Annotated in this window: 14 protein-coding genes and 3 tRNA genes; 11 read left to right on the top strand and 6 right to left on the bottom strand. The window is 72.5% G+C overall.

Annotation, left to right across the window (positions count from 1 at the left end):
* Positions 1–5: 5 nt before the first annotated feature.
* Complete coding sequence (locus ABZ452_RS03180) at positions 6–173, bottom strand: DUF5679 domain-containing protein (RefSeq protein WP_012014940.1); 168 nt, start codon at positions 171–173, stop codon at positions 6–8.
* Between the two features lie 478 nt (positions 174–651).
* Between ABZ452_RS03180 and ABZ452_RS03175 the strand changes: the two genes are divergently transcribed.
* Together ABZ452_RS03175 and ABZ452_RS03170 are read left to right on the top strand one after the other, a co-directional pair.
* Positions 652–1,182 (top strand): M48 family metallopeptidase, encoded by a 531-nt coding sequence (locus ABZ452_RS03175; RefSeq protein WP_357938400.1) that lies wholly within the window; start codon positions 652–654, stop codon positions 1,180–1,182.
* Positions 1,183–1,592: 410 nt separating this feature from the next.
* Positions 1,593–2,195, top strand: coding sequence for a hypothetical protein (locus ABZ452_RS03170; protein WP_357938398.1), 603 nt, complete (start codon positions 1,593–1,595; stop codon positions 2,193–2,195).
* A gap of 151 nt (positions 2,196–2,346) precedes the next feature.
* Here ABZ452_RS03170 and ABZ452_RS03165 read toward each other — a convergent pair whose 3' ends face one another.
* A complete protein-coding gene (locus tag ABZ452_RS03165) occupies positions 2,347–3,549 on the bottom strand; it encodes a zinc-dependent metalloprotease (RefSeq protein WP_357939078.1) in 1,203 nt (400 codons plus the stop codon).
* 184 nt (positions 3,550–3,733) lie between these two features.
* On the opposite strand from ABZ452_RS03165, the gene ABZ452_RS03160 reads away from it, so the two are divergent.
* The 7 genes from ABZ452_RS03160 (at position 3,734) to ABZ452_RS03130 (ending at position 10,112) form a co-directional block, all read left to right on the top strand.
* Positions 3,734–4,747 carry a PDZ domain-containing protein gene (locus tag ABZ452_RS03160; RefSeq protein WP_357938396.1) on the top strand — a complete coding sequence of 338 codons (1,014 nt, stop codon included), beginning with the start codon at positions 3,734–3,736 and terminating at the stop codon, positions 4,745–4,747.
* Positions 4,748–4,870: 123 nt separating this feature from the next.
* Positions 4,871–7,855 carry a UPF0182 family protein gene (locus tag ABZ452_RS03155; RefSeq protein WP_357938394.1) on the top strand — a complete coding sequence of 995 codons (2,985 nt, stop codon included), beginning with the start codon at positions 4,871–4,873 and terminating at the stop codon, positions 7,853–7,855.
* A 150-nt stretch (positions 7,856–8,005) separates the two neighbouring features.
* Positions 8,006–8,515, top strand: coding sequence for a SigE family RNA polymerase sigma factor (locus tag ABZ452_RS03150; protein ID WP_357938392.1), 510 nt, complete (start codon positions 8,006–8,008; stop codon positions 8,513–8,515).
* Positions 8,505–9,422 (top strand): hypothetical protein, encoded by a 918-nt coding sequence (locus tag ABZ452_RS03145; RefSeq protein ID WP_357938390.1) that lies wholly within the window; start codon positions 8,505–8,507, stop codon positions 9,420–9,422. The genes ABZ452_RS03150 and ABZ452_RS03145 overlap by 11 nt, the downstream gene beginning before the upstream one ends.
* Positions 9,423–9,481: 59 nt before the next feature.
* Positions 9,482–9,555: transfer RNA gene (locus ABZ452_RS03140), tRNA-Met, on the top strand.
* Between the two features lie 125 nt (positions 9,556–9,680).
* Positions 9,681–9,754, top strand: a tRNA-Met gene (locus tag ABZ452_RS03135).
* 109 nt (positions 9,755–9,863) lie between these two features.
* Positions 9,864–10,112 (top strand): hypothetical protein, encoded by a 249-nt coding sequence (locus ABZ452_RS03130; RefSeq protein WP_357938388.1) that lies wholly within the window; start codon positions 9,864–9,866, stop codon positions 10,110–10,112.
* Between the two features lie 45 nt (positions 10,113–10,157).
* Here the strand turns inward: ABZ452_RS03130 and ABZ452_RS03125 are convergent, their stop codons facing one another.
* The 3 genes from ABZ452_RS03125 to ABZ452_RS03115 form a co-directional block, all read right to left on the bottom strand.
* Positions 10,158–11,477, bottom strand: coding sequence for an extracellular solute-binding protein (locus ABZ452_RS03125; RefSeq protein WP_357938386.1), 1,320 nt, complete (start codon positions 11,475–11,477; stop codon positions 10,158–10,160).
* A 130-nt stretch (positions 11,478–11,607) separates the two neighbouring features.
* Positions 11,608–13,146 (bottom strand): TROVE domain-containing protein, encoded by a 1,539-nt coding sequence (locus ABZ452_RS03120; protein ID WP_357938384.1) that lies wholly within the window; start codon positions 13,144–13,146, stop codon positions 11,608–11,610.
* Between the two features lie 565 nt (positions 13,147–13,711).
* Positions 13,712–13,774 (bottom strand) — tRNA-OTHER (locus ABZ452_RS03115).
* A 119-nt stretch (positions 13,775–13,893) separates the two neighbouring features.
* Here ABZ452_RS03115 and ABZ452_RS03110 point away from each other — a divergent pair.
* Together ABZ452_RS03110 and ABZ452_RS03105 are read left to right on the top strand one after the other, a co-directional pair.
* The gene (locus ABZ452_RS03110; protein WP_357938382.1) at positions 13,894–14,727 is read left to right on the top strand and encodes a phosphoribosylaminoimidazolesuccinocarboxamide synthase; all 834 of its coding nucleotides are present in this window, start codon (positions 13,894–13,896) and stop codon (positions 14,725–14,727) included.
* A 53-nt stretch (positions 14,728–14,780) separates the two neighbouring features.
* The gene (locus ABZ452_RS03105) at positions 14,781–15,719 is read left to right on the top strand and encodes a ribose-phosphate pyrophosphokinase (RefSeq protein WP_357938380.1); all 939 of its coding nucleotides are present in this window, start codon (positions 14,781–14,783) and stop codon (positions 15,717–15,719) included.
* Between the two features lie 21 nt (positions 15,720–15,740).
* On the opposite strand, the gene ABZ452_RS03100 is transcribed toward ABZ452_RS03105, so the two are convergent.
* Positions 15,741–16,205, bottom strand: a complete 465-nt coding sequence (locus ABZ452_RS03100) for an ATP-binding protein (protein WP_357938378.1) — start codon at positions 16,203–16,205, stop codon at positions 15,741–15,743.
* Positions 16,206–16,250 lie beyond the last annotated feature (45 nt).

Here is a 16,250-nt window from a genome sequence, read left to right as displayed (position 1 = left end):
AAGGGTCAGACCTTGGCCTTGCCGAGGATGCGGTTCACTGTTGTGCCGCATACCGGGCACTTGCCCTTGGCCATGTTCATGCCGGTCTTCGAGACCTCCACGCGGCCCTCGAAGTCCCGCTTCTCCTTGCACTTCACGCAGTAACCGTTGTAGGTCTGGGCCTGGTCGGCCACGGTAGCCCTCCTCGTCTCGTCCGCCGGACGCCTCCGGCGGGTTTCCCTGCGGCGGGCCACGGGTGGCGCCGGCGCCGGGGGGTTCTCCGCGGTCACGCACGTGACCGCTGGTTGGCGGACCCTACCCAGGTCTGGGCGGTTCCATGTCAGCTGTGCGTCGACTCTGTGAGCAAGTTGACGTCGAGAGTGTGCATGCCGCATTACGTCGGATAAGTCAGTTTCGCGGGGACACGCCGGGTGAATGCCCTCAGATCCCCCTTCGGGGCGGCCCCACCGCGACAGCTCGTCCGTAGATCACCTAACGTTGACAGGGGCCGGCAGGTGATGGTCAACTGCCGCCGCAAAGAAATTTTTCAGGACTCCTGACGACCAACCGCCATTTTCCGGGCGCGTGTCGTCGTGTTGACTCTTGCGGACTCCTGGTCAGTACGCATTAGCTTTCCCTCGTGACAGTCATCCGAGGCTGCGCGGACCAGTGATGGCCGGGACGCGGAAGCCCGTCGTCGAAGTGCGGCGCAGCCAGCGCCGGCGACGCACGGTGTCCGCGTACCGCGACGGTGAGCGCGTCGTCGTGCTCATCCCGGACCAGTTCTCCCGTGCCGAGGAGAGCGAGTGGGTCGACCGGATGCTGGCCCGGCTCGCCGCCCGTGAGGGCCGGCTCGCCCGCTCCGACGCCGAGCTGCTGGCCCGGGCCGCGCGACTGATCAGCCTCTACCTGCCCGAGCACGGGCGGGCCGCCGCCCCGGCCAGCGTCCGCTGGGTGACCAACCAGAACGGCCGCTGGGGCTCCTGCACCCCCGCCGACCGCACCATCCGGATCTCCCACCGCATCCAGGACATGCCCGACTGGGTGATCGACTACGTGCTGCTGCACGAGCTGGCGCACCTCATCGTGCCCAGCCACAACGCCGCCTTCTGGGCCCTGGTCGGCCGCTACCCGAAGAGCGAGCGAGCCCGCGGCTACCTGGAGGGCGTGGCCGCCACCTCCGGCGTCCCCCTAACCGACTGACCCCCCGGCCCCCGGCCCCGCGCCCCCGGCCCCCGGTCCCCGGCCCCCGGTCCCCCGGCCCCCGGCCCGCCGCCCCCCAGCTCGCCCCCAGCGCCGTCGATCATGAGGTTGGCGGCGCGACTCGCCCCTTTTGCCGCGGCCAACTTCATGATCGACCGCGCCCGATTGGCGATCTTGGAGAGTTGCCGTTCGCGGTGAGCGGTAAGTCGCCAAGATCGCGAGAACCTGGAGGCGTCCCGCGTGGCGGGCGGACGTCGCCGGGGAGATGGATGTCGAAGGCGGATCAGGTGGTGAGTGGAACGTCATGGAGGTCTCGCGGCGCCTGAGACCTCCATGGCGTTCCACTGACGGGTGGGCATGGCGCTGCCGCGTCGTCCGGGCGTGGGTGGGCCACGGGTTAGGGTCGTCGGGTGGCTCGACGTGTGGTGGTGGCGTTGCTCGGCCCAGTGCGGTGGACGCCGCCGGGCATCGATCCGGCGCGGTGGCGGAGCGCGCTCGCCGAGGACGTGGTCGACCTGCTCGCCACACTGAACGAGGTCGAAACCGCCGTGGCCGTGACGCCGGAGGACCGGTGGCTGGCCGACGCGGTGGTCTGGCCCGGCACGGCGGTCTACGAGGTGCCGGAGCCCACCGCCGCCGCGGTGTTCGCCGCGCTGACCGGGTACGACCAGGCGGCCGTGGTGGTCGCCGACGCGCCCGACGTGCCGGGGCTCACCCTCGGCAAGCTGCTCCGGCCACTGACCAGCCGCCCCGTCGCGGTCGCACCCGTCGAGGGGAGCGGGGCGGGGCTGCTCGGGGTGGCCGCCCGGCTGCCCGTGCCCGAGTGGTTGCCGGCGCTGGACCTGGACACCGCCGCGCCGGCCGAGGTGCGTGCCGCCGCCCCGCGCCCCGGGGACGTGGCGGTCACCGCCGGCTGGCGCCGGCTCCGCGGCCCCGCCGACCTGGCCACCCTCGACCCGGCCTTCGAGGGCTGGGAGGCGACCCGGGCGCTGCTCTCCGGCCAGCCCGGCTGACAGGAGCGACCCGCCGCGCCCCGACCGCCGCCGCCCGGCCCGGCACGGCGGGCGCTGACCGGTGCGCCCGAGGGCGGCGCGGCGGGCGCGGGCTGGTCGAACGCGGCGGGGCCCGCACGAGTGCTCGTGCGGGCCCCGGCAACGTGCGGCGTCAGGACTTGTCGTCGTCCTCGCCCGGGGCCTGCTCCTCCGGCGCGCCGGGCGCGGTGAAGTCGAAGTTCGCCAGCTCCTCGTCCAGGTCGCTGGTGGTCGCGGCGAACGCCTCCGGGTTGGCGAAGTCCTCGTCCGACGGGAGCAGGTCGGGGTGGCCCCAGACCGCGTCCCGGCCGGCGATCCCGCGGTGCTCGGTGAGCGCCGACCAGAGCACGGTCGCCTCGCGCAGCCGGCGCGGCCGCAGCTCCAGGCCCACCAGGGCGGCGAAGGTCTGCTCGGCCGGGCCGCCGGCGGCCCGGCGGCGGCGGAACGCCTCGCCGAGGCGGACCACGTTCGGCAGCCGGTCGCCCGCGGCGCTGTCCACCACGTGGCACACCCAGCCCTCGACCAGGGCGAGCACCGTCTCCAGCCGGGCCAGCGACGCCTTCTGCGCCGGGGTGTCCTCGGGGGTGAAGATGCCCTCCAGGGCGATGGCCTGCATCGACTCCGGGTCGGTCGGGTCGACCCGGCCCATCGCCTCCTCGATCGCCTCCCGGTTGACCCGGATGCCCGCGGCGTAGTTCTCCACGGCGGCGAGCACGTGCCCGCGCAGCCACGGGACGTGCTGGAAGAGCCGCTGGTGGGCGGCCTCGCGCAGGGCCACGTAGAGGCGGACCTCGTCCTCGGGGAGTTCCAGGCCCTCGCCGTACGCCCGGATGTTGGCCGGGACGAGCGCGGCGGTGCCGGCCGGGCCGAGCGGCAGGCCGATGTCGCCGGCGGAGAGCACCTCGGCGGCGAGCGAGCCGAGCGCCTGGCCGAGCTGACCGCCGAAGAGCGCGCCGCCCAGCGTGGCGACCATCGACTGCATCGGGCCGAGCTGGGCCCGGGCCTCCGGCGGCACCAGGTCGCCCATGGCGCCGACCATGCGGCTGGCCACCGGGTCGCAGAGCTTGCGCCACACGTCGAGGGTCTTGAAGATCCACTCGTTGCGGTTCCAGGCGACCGAGGTGCGGATGCCGGTGGGCCACGAGGTGGCCGGCTCCAGCCAGAGGTCGGCGATGCGCAGCGCCTCCTCCACCGCGTTGCGTTCGAACGGCGAGACCGCCGGGTCGCCGGCGGCGGCGAGCTGGCTCGCGGCCACCTGCCGGGCGAGGTCCCAGTTGACCGGCCCGCTGCCCGGCGCGGAGAGCAGGTGCTGCAACTGCGACATGAACTGCTGCATCTGCGCGGGATCGTTGGGGTCTGGTGGTTGCCCACCCGGGAGCGCGAAGCCGAACGGAATATCAGGCACGACCTCTACGGTACGCGGGCCGCGCCGCAGGTCGTGCGCGTCGGCGTTGCGCTGAGGGCGAAGTCCTGCGGTCACCGCGCCGGACGTTCCGGGCCGGATCGGTACGCTCTGGCGCATGAGACGTCGCGGCATGACCGTACTCCTCGGTGCACTGCTCACCGCCCTGCTCAGCGTCGGCGTGCTGAGCGTGCCGATCCCGTACGTGGTGCTCGGTCCCGGCCCGACCGTCAACACCCTGGGCAGCGAGGACGGCAAGGAGATCATCCAGGTCACCGGCCGGTCGACGTCCACCTCGGCCGGGCAGCTCCGGCTGACCACGGTGGGTGTGCAGCCCACCGTCCGGCTGCGCTCGGCGCTGGCCGGGTGGTTCTCGTCCGACGAGGCGGTGGTGCCGCGCGAGCTGGTCTACCCGCCGGGGGAGTCGCAGGAGGAGGTCGAGCAGCGCAACGCCGAGGACTTCCAGAACTCGCAGACCAGCGCCGAGACGGCGGCCCTGCGCGAGCTGGGCTACCCGATCCGCGTGCTGGTCAAGACGGTCACCGCGGGCGGCCCGTCGGTCGACGTGCTCAAGCCCAACGACGTGATCACCTCGGTCGACGGGCAGCCGGTGACCAGCGCGGCCCGGCTCACCGAGCTGATCCGCGCCAAGCCGGCCGGCACCGCGTTGAAGATCGGCTACACCCGTGCCGACGCGCCGGCCACCGCCACGGTCACCAGCCGGGAGCAGGACGGCCGGCCGCGCATCGGCATCGAGATCGACCAGCAGCAGCCGCACCCGTTCACCCTGAAGATCGACCTCGGTGACATCGGCGGCCCCAGCGCCGGGCTGATGTTCGCCCTGGGCATCGTCGACAAGCTGGAGCCGGCCGACCTGACCGGTGGGAAGGTCATCGCCGGCACCGGCACCATCGACGATGAGGGCCGGGTCGGCCCGATCGGCGGCATCGCGCAGAAGCTGGTCGGCGCCAAGCAGGCCGGGGCGAAGGTTTTCCTGGTGCCCGCCGACAACTGCGCCGAGGCGGTCCGCAACCCGCAGCCCGGCCTGCCGTTGCTCAGGGTGGCGTCGCTGGACGACGCGTTGACGGCCCTGGAGAAGCTGCGCGCCGGAGGGCAGCCGACCCGCTGCTGACCGGCCACGCGGGGTCACCGGACGATCGTGACGTGACCTTGACCCGACGTGTTCAGGAACACCCCGTACTCTGGGTGCCTGGTCGGAGCCGATCACATCGAGCGTGCGGAGCCAACAGTGGTCATGCGTAGCAGCCCCCTGCCGAGGATGAGCCGGCGCGGACGCGTCACCATCGGAGTCCTGATCGGGGTGTTCGTGCTCTTCACCCTGCTCGGGTGGGGGGTCAACGCGTGGACCGACTGGCTCTGGTTCGAGGAGGTCCGCTACACCCAGGTCTTCACCGGCGTGCTCGCCACCCGCCTGCTGCTGTTCCTGGTGATCGGGCTCGGCATGGCGGTGATCATCGCCGGCAACCTCTGGCTGGCCCACCGGGTGCGCCCGCAACTGCGCCCGCACTCCGCCGAGCAGGCCACGCTGGAGCGCTACCGAATGCTGCTGAGCCCCCGGCTCGGCACCTGGATCGCCCTGACCTCCGCGGTCATCGGGCTCTTCGCCGGCCTCTCCGCGCAGAGCCGCTGGAGCCAGTGGCTGCTGTTCCGCAACGGTGGCAGCTTCGGCGTGAAGGACCCGGAGTTCGGCGTCGACGTCGGCTTCTACGTCTTCCAGCTCCCGTTCTGGCGCTACCTGCTCGGCGTCGGCTTCACCACGGTGGTGCTCGCCCTGCTCGGCGCGCTGGCCGTGCACTACATCTTCGGCGGGGTGCGGCTGCAGGGCGTCGGGGACCGGATGACCAACGCCGCCCGGGCCCACCTGAGCTCGCTGGTCGCCGTCTTCGTGCTGCTCAAGGCCATCGCGTACGTGCTGGACCAGCGGGCCATGCTGCTGGAGTACAACGAGGGCGCCAAGCTCTACGGCGCCGGCTACGCGGACATCAACGCGCTGCTCCCGGCGAAGGAGATCCTCGCCTGGATCGCCGTCGTGGTGGCCCTCGCGATCATCGTGTTCTCCAACGCGTGGATGCGGAACCTGGTCTGGCCGGGCATCGCGCTCGCCCTGCTCGGCGTCTCGGCGGTGGCGATCGGCGGCATCTACCCGTGGGCCGTGCAGACCTTCGAGGTCAAGCCGAGCGCGCGGGACAAGGAGGCGCCGTACATCGAGCGCAGCATCAAGGCGACGAGGGCCGCCTTCGGTCTGGCCGACACCAAGAGCAAGGGCTACGCGGCGAACAATCTCGTCCCGCCGGCCAACCTGGCCACCGACACCTCGGTGGTGCAGAACGTCCGGCTGCTCGACCCGCAGCTGGTGTCCGAGACGTACACGCAGCTCCAGCAGGTCCGCGGCTTCTACGACTTCGGCCCGAAGCTGGACATCGACCGGTACGCGGTGAGCGGCAAGACCTCCGACTACGTGGTCGGCGTCCGTGAGATCAACTACGGCGAGCTGACCCCGCAGCAGAGCAACTGGATCAACCGGCACACCGTCTACACCCACGGGTACGGGCTGGTCGCGGCGCCGGCCAACCAGGTCTGCGGCAACGGCACGCCGTACTTCGTCTCCGGCTTCCTCGGCGAGGCGGCCAAGGAGACGCAGGGCTGCTCGTCCCCGTCCGAGCAGATCCCGGCCCAGCAGCCGCGGATCTACTACGGCGAGCGGATGGAGGCCGACGACTACGCGATCGTCGGGCAGACCGGCGACCGCGACGTCGAGTTCGACCGTCCCACCTCCACCGGTGGCGAGCAGTACTACACCTACACCGGCGAGGGTGGCGTCGAGATCGGCTCGTTCCCCCGCCGCCTGCTGTACGCGATCAAGGAGCAGGAGTCGAACTTCCTCCTCTCCGAGGCGGTCAACGACAAGTCCAAGCTGCTCTACGTGCGCAACCCGCGTGACCGGGTCGAGAAGGTGGCGCCGTTCCTCACCCTGGACGGCGACCCGTACCCGGCGGTGGTGAACGGCCGGGTGCTGTGGATCGTGGACGGCTACACCACGGCCGCGACCTACCCGTACGCCGAGCGGGTCAACCTCCAGGCCGAGACGGCCGACGAGCTGACCGGCCGTGGCACCTTCCAGCTGGCCCGGGAGAACGTCAACTACATCCGCAACTCGGTGAAGGCGACGGTCGACGCGTACGACGGCACGGTGAAGCTGTACGCGTTCGACGACTCCGACCCGGTGCTCAAGGCGTGGAACAAGGCCTTCGGCGGTGAACTCGTGCTGCCCAAGGGCGACATCCCGCCGGAGCTGGCCGAGCACTTCCGCTACCCGGCCGACATGTTCAAGGTGCAGCGCAACCTGCTCGCCCGGTTCCACGTCACCGACCCCGGCGACTTCTACTCCGGCCAGGACTTCTGGCAGGTCCCGAACGCGCCGGACGCCCCGGACGGCGGGGTGAAGCAGCCGCCGTACTACCTGTTCACCCAGTTCCCCGGGCAGGAAGGGCCGCGCTTCCAGCTCACCTCGGCGGTCACCCCGAACCGCCGGGAGAACCTGGCCGCGCTGATCTCCGGGTCGTACGTGAACGGGCGGCCCCAGCTGGAGGTGTTGGAGCTGCCGGACCAGACACGGATCTCCGGGCCGGTCCAGGTGCACCAGCAGATGACCAACAACGGCGATATCCGGCAGCAGCTCAACCTGCTCTCGTCGGGTCAGTCCCAGGTGCAGTACGGCAACCTGCTGTCGCTGCCGTTCGGCGACGGGATGCTCTACGTCGAGCCCGTCTACGTGAAGAGCAACAGCCAGAACGCCTTCCCGCAGTTGCAGAGGGTGCTGCTGTCGTACGGCGACGGCGGCTCGTACGTGGTGCTGGCGAACAACCTCAGCGACGGCATCAAGCAGCTCGTCGAGCAGGGCAAGCGGGCACCCGGCGGCGCGCCGCCGCCCAGCTCGGGCGGGACCAACCCGCCGCCGAGCGCCAATCCGCCCGTGCTCAACGGGGAGCTGGCCCAGGCGGCCGGCCGGGTGCAGAGCGCGATCACCGAGGTCAAGGCCGCGCAGGCGTCCGGCGACTTCGAGCGGTACGGGCGGGCGCTGAAGGCGCTCGACGAGGCCATGGCCGCGTTCCAGGAGGCACAGACGGCGGCGAACCCGTCGCCGGCCCCGGGCGCCAGTGGCAGCCCCCCGGCGTCGCCGCCGGCCTCGCCCTCGTCGTCGCCGACACCGAACGGCTGACGCCGAGCCGACCACGCGAGCCCGTGGTCCGCGACCCGTAGCGGTCGCGGGCCACGGGCTCTGTCGTATACCGGTCGGAACACCCGCAACCCGGTGACCGCTTCCACCGTCATCAGAGCAGGTGGGCGTGAGGGGGAGGCGGGAGTCCAGATGCGCGATGTGCACACGTTCGACGACTTCTACCGCAGCACGTCGGGGCGGGCGCTCCGGTACGGCCGCGCGGTGGCTGACGACGCCGGTGACGCCCAGGACCTGGTCCAGGAGGCGTACGCCCGGGCCTGGCGGCAGTGGGGGAAGCTGGCCACCCATCCCGCGCCCGAGGCGTGGCTGCGCCTGGTGATCAGCCGGCTGGCCACGGACCGCTGGCGGCGGTTGCGCGGCTGGCGGCTCGCGGCCAGCCGCACCGGCCCGCCGGCCGACGTCGGGCCGCCCGGCGAGGACACCGTGCTGCTGGTCGGGGCGCTGCGGCAGCTACCGGCCCGGCACCGGCAGGCCCTCGCCCTGCACTACCTGTTCGACCTGTCGGTGGAGGAGATCGCCCGGGAGGCGGGGGTCCCCACCGGCACCGTGAAGTCCTGGCTGTCCCGGGGCCGGGCCCGGCTGGCCGAGCTGCTGCCCGGCGTGGCCGCCGAGGAGCTGGAGGTCAACGATGTCGCGTGAACTGACCCGCCTCTACCGGGCGCTCGCCGCGGACACCGACGAGCGGGCGCTCCCGGCCCCGGACCGGGTGCGCCGGGGTGCCGACCGCCGGGCGCGACAGCGGGCCGCCGTCGGCGCGCTGGCCGTCGCCGCTCTGGTCGCCGGCACCGCCGCCGGGGCGCAGCTGGTGCTCGCCGCCGGGCCGGACGTCGACCCGGCGCCGGCCACCACCACCGGCAGCCCGTCGCCGTCGCCCACCGCGGTCCCGCCCTCGCCGGGGCGTACCACCCCGCCGCCCTCCGCGCGTACCCCGCACGCGCCGCCGTCGACGAGCGCCCGGCCGCCGGCTGCCGGCCCGACGAGGATCCCGGACCGGGCGTTCTTCACCCTGGCGGCCGCCAACGACGCCGGCACCGGCAGCACGTTCGGCTCGGGACGGGTGCTGCCGGCGCTCTGCGGCGCCACGCCCGGCGAGTCGGGGATCGTCACCCGCCGCGCCCGCAGCCTGGCGTTCAAGCTGGCCGGCACCCCGGAGGGATATCTTCCGGACGGGAGCTACCGGCACACCATCACCGTCTACCGGCCCGGGCGGGCCGACGACGCGCTGGCCGAGCTGCGGCGGGCCGTGCGGGACTGCCCGACCCGGACCGGGTCGGACCGCGGCGAGGGACTGACGTCGACCCAGCGGCTGCTCCCGGACGCCGGGTACGGCGACGAGTCGGTGCTGTTCGAGGTGCGCCGGCCGGCCACGGACTACGAGGGCGCGCCGACCGTGAAGGAGGTCGTCCGGCTGGTCCGCGCGGTGCGCATCGGGAACGTGGTGACGGTGCTCTGGGAACTGGGCTGGGAGGGGACCTCCACGCCGCGGTCCCAGCTCGACAGCGACAGCCGGCGCGCGGTGCTGGCGATCCGCGACTGGTTGCGCTGACTGCGCCCCGGGCCCGTTTTGCGGGTCCGGGGCCCCGTACGCTACGGTTAACGAGCCGACGCGGGGTGGAGCAGCTCGGTAGCTCGCTGGGCTCATAACCCAGAGGTCGCAGGTTCAAATCCTGTCCCCGCTACTTGCACGAAGGGCCCCGGAGGGAACTCCGGGGCCCTTCGCCGTGCGGGGTGTGTGGCTCGGCCGGCGGGTTCGGGGAACCCGGCTGATCTCCACGGCGGACATGAGATAGGCTGTACAAGCCGACGCGGGGTGGAGCAGCTCGGTAGCTCGCTGGGCTCATAACCCAGAGGTCGCAGGTTCAAATCCTGTCCCCGCTACTTGTACGAAAGGCCCCGGAGGGAACTCCGGGGCCTTTCGCTTTTTCCAGGCGACGTGATCCGGCCCGTCCGTCCTGCCGTGGTTGCGCTTCTCGGCGAGGATGGGGGCATGTCTGGTTGGAACAGATGGTGGGGCCGCCTCAGCGCGGTCCTCGGTGCGGTCGCGCTCTCGGTGTTCGTGCCGGTCGCGGCCTGGGCCTCCACGGGTACGGGCGAGCTGGTGGTGGAGGCCGCCCGGCGGCGGTCCCGGGGCGGCTTCGGCTTCCTCGGGCTGCTCTGCTGCCTGGTGGTGGTCGTGGTGATCGTGCTGCTGGTGCTGCGCCTCATGCGTGGCCGGCGCGGCGGCCCGCCGCGCTGACGGTAACCGGTCCGCCCGCCGCGCCCCTGGCGCGGCGGGCGGCCTTCATTCGGCCAGGGCGGCGGTCGCCTGCGCCATGAACCGCGAGGTCGCCGTCCGGGCGCCCGAGCGCTTGGCGCGGATGCTCTCGGCCGCGTCGATGAGCAGGGTACGCACCTTGGCGTGCCCCTTCGGTGGTGGCGCGGGCGCCGGCCCGGCCAGCTCGTCCAACTCGGCGCCCAGAGCCACCACTCGCTTCTCGGTGCGGTCGGTGACGCCGTCGACGACGAACCTGCGGACCGGCACGGCGGCGTTCAGGCCGCGCTCGATGCCGAGGATCCGGCCGGCGGCCACATTGGTGGTCAGGAAGTTGATGACGTCGACCACCACGCCGGGGTGGCGGGTGCCCCGGTAGGCGGCCCAGTACATCGACGCCCGGAGCCACTGCGCCGCCGGGGTGCCCGGGAAGGCGGCCAGGCCCAGCTCGTCTTCGGTGAGCCGTTGCAGCTCCGGCAGTTGATGCGACCAGGCGAACGACGCGGCCGCGTGCCCGGTGACCACGAGCTGGCGGGCCAGCTCGCCGCTGTCCGCCTGCTCGACCAGGGCGGCGCTGGGGGTGGCCCGGTCGTAGCGGGCGACCTCCCAGAACTCGAACCAGGCGAGCAGTTCCCCGGAGCTGAAGCCGAGCTGCCGCCCCTGGTACAGCTCGCTGCCCTGGCCGCGCAGCCAGAGCCACAGCGCGCGGTAGTCGCCGGACGGGTCCATGGTCCCGGCCACCCGGTTGCCGGAGGTGCGGGTGACGCGGGCGGCCCACCGCGCGTACTCCCGCCAGGACATGTCGGTGTGTGGCTCGGGCAGCCGCAGCCGGCGCAGCAGGTCCCGGTTGTAGACAAGTGCGGCGTTGGTCTGCGCGGCGGGCACCGCCACGGTCCGCTCGTCCACCCGGCCGTACCGGGCCAGGTGCTCGGGCAGGCCGCGCAGGTCGAGACGGTTGTCGGCGACCCAGTCGCTGAGGTCCAGGACGATCTGTCGGCGGGCGTACTCGGTGAGCAGGGTGTCGTCGATCTGGAACAGGTCGGGCACGTTGCCCCCGGTGGCCTGGGTGGCCAGCCGGTCGTAGTAGCCGGTCAGCCCCTGCCAGGTGACGCGGAAGCTCACCCGGGGGTTCTGCTGGGAGTAGAGGCGCAGCGCCTTCTCGGTGGCCTCGGCCCGGCCGGCCCCGCCCCACCAGAACACCGACAGCTCGATGGGGCCGTCCTCGACCGGGGTCTCCTCCTCCGGCCCGCAGCCGGCCAGCCCGCCGGCGAGCAGCGGCAGCCCGGTCAGCGCGCCGAGCAGCCGCCGCCGGCCGATGCCGGGGCGGGGTACGGACTGCGGTGCGCGCACGGGTCTCTCCCGGGGTACGGGCGGCTGCTGCGGACGGATCATTTACACAGTCCCCGGGCGGGGGTGTCAACGCCGCCTGTCCCGCACCGCCCGCGGCGCCGGCCCTGGGAGGCCGACGCCGCGACGGAGATCAGAACGGCCACTGGTCGCGGGACCCGGCCTCGATGAGCGGGATCATCGCGAACGCGGCGTCGGACAGACCGCCGAAGGTGTTCCGGTTCGGGGCGGTCAGCGTGTGCCCGACCCGGTATCCGGCCAGGTTCCAGGTGTACACCGGAACCTCCGCGGGCACCGCGCTGGCCACGTCCGCCGAGCCGTGCCAGTGCGCCTGCTCGTCGGTGAGGATGACCACCCGGTCGTGCCGGTCGTAGTGCGTCCGGACCGCCTTCTCGGTCTCGGTCCCACCGCCGTAGAAGTAGCCGCCGTCCTTGAACCGGCGCACGGCCGCCAGCACCGACTCGCCCGCCACGGTCGGGAACACCCTGGTGGCGTTGGAGAACGACACCACTGTCGCGCCCTGTGCCCGGGCGGCCAGCGCGAGGCCGAACACGGTGGCCGCGTCCCAGCAGCGAAGCGAGCCGTCCTTGCTGAAACCACTGTTCATCGACCCTGAGGTGTCGATCAGGATGAGCGTCCGGCCGTCGAGCGCGGGCACGTTCGCGAGCGCGTGCTGCAACGCCTTCTCCAGCGGGTACGCCCACCGCAGGCTCGGCGCGGCGTTGTACGCGGACAGGAAACGCATGGGCAGGACGCGCGACCGCGCGACCTCGCCGGGGTCGGACAGCCTCGCCGCCACCGTCTCGGCGACGGCGTCGCCGACACCGGCCCGGTCGAAGTTGCGCAGGTTGCGCAGCAGCGCCAGGTAACCCATGGTCGGGACGATCGCCTCCCAGGCGGCGGCGTCCATGGTGGCCTGACGCCAGCCGGCGAGCGCCTCCCACGTCATGCCGGCTGCGCCGAGCACCGCCGGGTCGGTGACCTCACGGCGCCGCTCGACCGGCAGCGCCATCAGCTCGGCCCGGGTGGTCAGCATCGTGAGCGAGGCCGGCAGCGGGTTGTCCCGCTTGTGCCGCCGGTCCAGCGCGTGCCGGAACAGGTCGCCCTGCCGCTCGTCCTTCGCCGTGGGGTGGGTCAGGTCGATGACGTCACCGAACCGTACGGCGCTGCCCTCGGAGTCGTACTTGAGCAGGCTGCGCTCGTGGTACAGCCGCACGACGGCGTCCGCGACGCCCCGCTTGACCGGCTTCGGCAGCGCCCGGCCGTAGCGCCCCAGCCAGTACGCCAGCGCCTCGCCCGGCTCGTCGGCACGCTGCAACGCGGCGTCCACGACGGCCCGTGAACCCGGAATGCCAGCCGCGACCTGTGCGCGGGCACCCTCCAGGGCCGCCACCACCGACGCCGACCGCAGCATCGCGCCGGTACGCAGCCACCGCACGAACCGGGCGAACCAGTCGGGGTCGGCGACCGCCACGGCGGCGACCAGGTCGCGGAACCGGGCGTCCCGGGCGGCGGCGCCCTCGTAGAAGGTGTCCTCGCCGACCATGTTCGACACGGCCAGCAGGAAGAGCTCGGCGCGCGGCTCGCGGGTGAAACCGGGCGCGCCCTCGGCGGTCACGCTCCCGGCCGCCCCGTGCCGGTTCCGGGGCAGCTTGAGGTTGAACTTGGCCATCGGGTCCCCCATGTCGGTCGCAGCCGGGAGGACGCCACCGCACCGCACACCCGAGGTCGAAGTCGGTGACGGACTGTCCGCCGCTCTGTCCGGTTGAGCCATCAGCCCGAGGGCCTCGGGGGACTCGAACCCCCAACCTGCGGATCCCGAAGTAGCCGTCGCCTGCGCACCGGGTGTGCGGCGTGGTCGCGCCTCCCGAGATCGGAAACCGGCGACGGACGGGCTCTTCACCGGGGTCGTAGACCCCTCCAAGATGTAACCGTCACCTTCGCACCGGGAGGTGCGTGCACGACGCTAGGTGCGGCATGGTGACCGGGCAACAGGGTTTGCCATCCCGTGATCATGGACGGAAATGACGATCACGCCGCACACCCGAGATCAAGGTTGGACACGGCGTCAGCGGGCTCGAACCGCAGGGCCTACGAGGGCCCCTAACCAGAGAAGTAGCCGTGTCCGTCGCACCGGGTCTGCGGCGTGAAGGCGCACCTCCCGAGACCGGAGCGGCGACGGCGACCGGCCCTTGCGGGCCAAGGTGACCTGGGCCACTGGTCGACACCGCCAGAGGCGGCGGCGGGATTCGAACCCGCGTCTCCCCGTTCTGAGCGGAAGTAGCCGTTGCCTGCGCACCGGGAGGTGCGGAACGGACGTTAGGGGACCTCACCTATGTCGGCAAGCCAAAATCCGCGTCGGGGCGGGACGGCCGGTGGCCGGACCGGGCGCCGCCTTCACGCATGGTGTACTAGCGCCGTGGAACTTCTGCACTCGGGCAAGGTTCGGGACGTCTACGCCGACGGCGAGGACCTCATCCTGGTCGCCTCCGACCGCGTCTCCATCTACGACGTGGCGCTGCCGACCCCGATCCCGGACAAGGGCCGTCTGCTCACCGCGCTGTCGCTGTGGTGGTTCGAGCAGCTGGCCGACCTGGTGCCGAACCACGTCATCTCGGCCACCGACGTGCCGGCGGAGTTCGCCGGCCGGGCGATCCGCTGCCGGCGGCTGGACATGGTCCCGGTCGAGTGCGTGGCCCGGGGTTACCTCACCGGGGGCGGCTTCGCCGAGTACCGGCGCACCGGCGCGGTCTCCGGCGTCGAGCTGCCGCGCGGCCTGGTGGAGGCGTCGATCCTGCCCGAGCCGATCTTCACCCCGTCGACCAAGGCGCCCAAGGGCGAGCACGACGAGCCCATCACCTACGCCGAGGTCGTCGACAAGGTGGGCGCGGAGACCGCCGAGCGGCTGCGGCAGATCACCATCGACGTCTACCGGCGGGGCGCGGAGATCGCCGCCGACCGGGGCATCCTGATCGCCGACACCAAGATCGAGCTGGGCTGGGCGCCGGACGGCACCCTGATCCTCGCCGACGAGCTGCTCACCTCCGACTCGTCCCGGTTCTGGCCGGCCGAGTCCTACCAGCCGGGCCGCGCCCAGTTCTCCTTCGACAAGCAGTACGTGCGCGACTGGGCCACCGGCAGCGGCTGGGACCGGCAGCCGCCGGCCCCCGAGGTGCCCGCCGAGGTGGTCGAGGCGACCCGGGCCCGCTACGTCGAGGTCTACGAGAAGCTCACCGGCAACCGCTGGGCCTGAGGCACGCGAGAGGTCCACCGCCGCGCCCCGGTCCACCCGTACGATCGGCAGACGTGCGTGACATTGCCGTGTTCAGCGGGACCGCCCATCCGGACCTCGCCGCCGAGATCTGCGCCCACCTCGACGTTCCCCTCCACCCGGTGCGCGTATCCCGGTTCGCCAACGACTGCCTGGAGGTGCAGTTGCAGGCGAACTGCCGGGAGCGCGACGTCTTCCTCATCCAGCCGCTCGTGCCGCCGGTGCAGGAGCACCTGGTCGAGCTGCTGCTCATGATCGACGCGGCCCGCGGCGCGTCCGCCGGCCGGATCACCGTGGTGCTGCCGCACTACGCGTACGCGCGGTCGGACAAGAAGGACGCCCCGCGCATCTCCATCGGCGGCCGGCTGGTCGCCGACCTGCTCACCTCGGCCGGCGCGCACCGGGTGCTCGCCATGACCCTGCACTCGCCGCAGGTGCACGGCTTCTTCAGCGTGCCGGTGGACCACCTGCACGCGCTGCGCGAGCTGGCCGCCCACTTCCGGGGGCGGGACCTGAGCAACACCGTCGTGGTCTCGCCGGACCTGGGCAACGCCAAGGAGGCGGCCGCGTTCGCCCGGATGCTCGGCACCCCGGTGGCGGCCGGCGCGAAGCAGCGGTACAGCGACGACCGGGTGCAGATCAGCACGATCATCGGTGACGTGGCGGACCGGGACGTCATCGTGCTGGACGACGAGATCGCCAAGGGCAGCACGGTGATCGAGCTGATGAGCCACCTGCGCGAGCGGCAGGTCCGCTCGATCCGGCTGGCGTGCACCCACGGCCTCTTCTCCAGCGGCGCGCTGAAGCGGCTGAGCGAGCAGGACGGGGTGCTGGAGATCGTCTGCACCAACACGGTGCCGATCCCCGAGGAGAAGCGGGTCCCGAAGCTGGAGGTGCTGTCGGTGGCGCCGGCCCTGGCCGAGGCGATGCGGCGGATCCACAACGGCGAGTCGGTGAGCGCCCTCTTCGCCTGAGGCCGGGCGTGGCCCGCCCGGTCAGTCGTCGGTCGGGTGGGCGACGGGCCGGGCGGCCAGCGCCGTGGTGATCCGGACGATCGTGCCGGCCTCGCCGGTCTCCACCGCCATGGTGTCGCTCAGCTCCCGTGCCAGCCAGAGCCCCCAGCCGCCGGCGGTGTCCGGGGCGGGCCGGGCGCGGTCGCTGAGCTGCCGCACGCTGATCCCCTGGCCGTGGTCGGCGACCTCGCAGACCAGCTCGCCGGGGCCGCGCCACAGGCGCAGCCGGCCCTGGCCGCCGCCGTGCCGGACCGCGTTGGTGATCAGCTCGTTGACCGCCAGCACGAAGTCGTCCAGCCGTTGCCCGGTCAACCCCGCCGCATGCGAGCACGAGGTGACCGAGTGCCGAAGCTCGGTCACCTGGGCCTGGTCGAAGGCCTCGGCGATGAGGAGGGAAGGTTCGATGGGCACAACCGTACGCGGTGCGGGGGGTTCTGCGTTTGTCATGGCCCCGTCCCGGCGATGGATCTCGGTGATTTTCGCGGCATTTCC

Origin of the sequence: Micromonospora sp. NPDC005707, assembly GCF_040631005.1 — a bacterium.
In the GTDB taxonomy this organism is placed as follows: domain Bacteria; phylum Actinomycetota; class Actinomycetes; order Mycobacteriales; family Micromonosporaceae; genus Micromonospora.
Note: the sequence above shows the minus strand (reverse complement) of the source record. Positions and strands in the feature narration are given on the sequence as shown.

Bases quoted from the DNA above. Each gene is read 5' to 3' on its own strand.
- ABZ452_RS03175 (WP_357938400.1), top strand. From the start codon at position 652: ATGGCCGGGACGCGGAAGCCCGTCGTCGAAGTGCGGCGCAGCCAGCGC.
- ABZ452_RS03165 (WP_357939078.1), bottom strand. From the start codon at position 3,549: ATGCAGCAGTTCATGTCGCAGTTGCAGCACCTGCTCTCCGCGCCGGGC.
- ABZ452_RS03160 (WP_357938396.1), top strand. From the start codon at position 3,734: ATGAGACGTCGCGGCATGACCGTACTCCTCGGTGCACTGCTCACCGCC.
- ABZ452_RS03155 (WP_357938394.1), top strand. From the start codon at position 4,871: ATGCGTAGCAGCCCCCTGCCGAGGATGAGCCGGCGCGGACGCGTCACC.
- ABZ452_RS03150 (WP_357938392.1), top strand. From the start codon at position 8,006: ATGCGCGATGTGCACACGTTCGACGACTTCTACCGCAGCACGTCGGGG.
- ABZ452_RS03145 (WP_357938390.1), top strand. From the start codon at position 8,505: ATGTCGCGTGAACTGACCCGCCTCTACCGGGCGCTCGCCGCGGACACC.
- ABZ452_RS03130 (WP_357938388.1), top strand. From the start codon at position 9,864: ATGTCTGGTTGGAACAGATGGTGGGGCCGCCTCAGCGCGGTCCTCGGT.
- ABZ452_RS03120 (WP_357938384.1), bottom strand. From the start codon at position 13,146: ATGGCCAAGTTCAACCTCAAGCTGCCCCGGAACCGGCACGGGGCGGCC.
- ABZ452_RS03100 (WP_357938378.1), bottom strand. From the start codon at position 16,205: ATGACAAACGCAGAACCCCCCGCACCGCGTACGGTTGTGCCCATCGAA.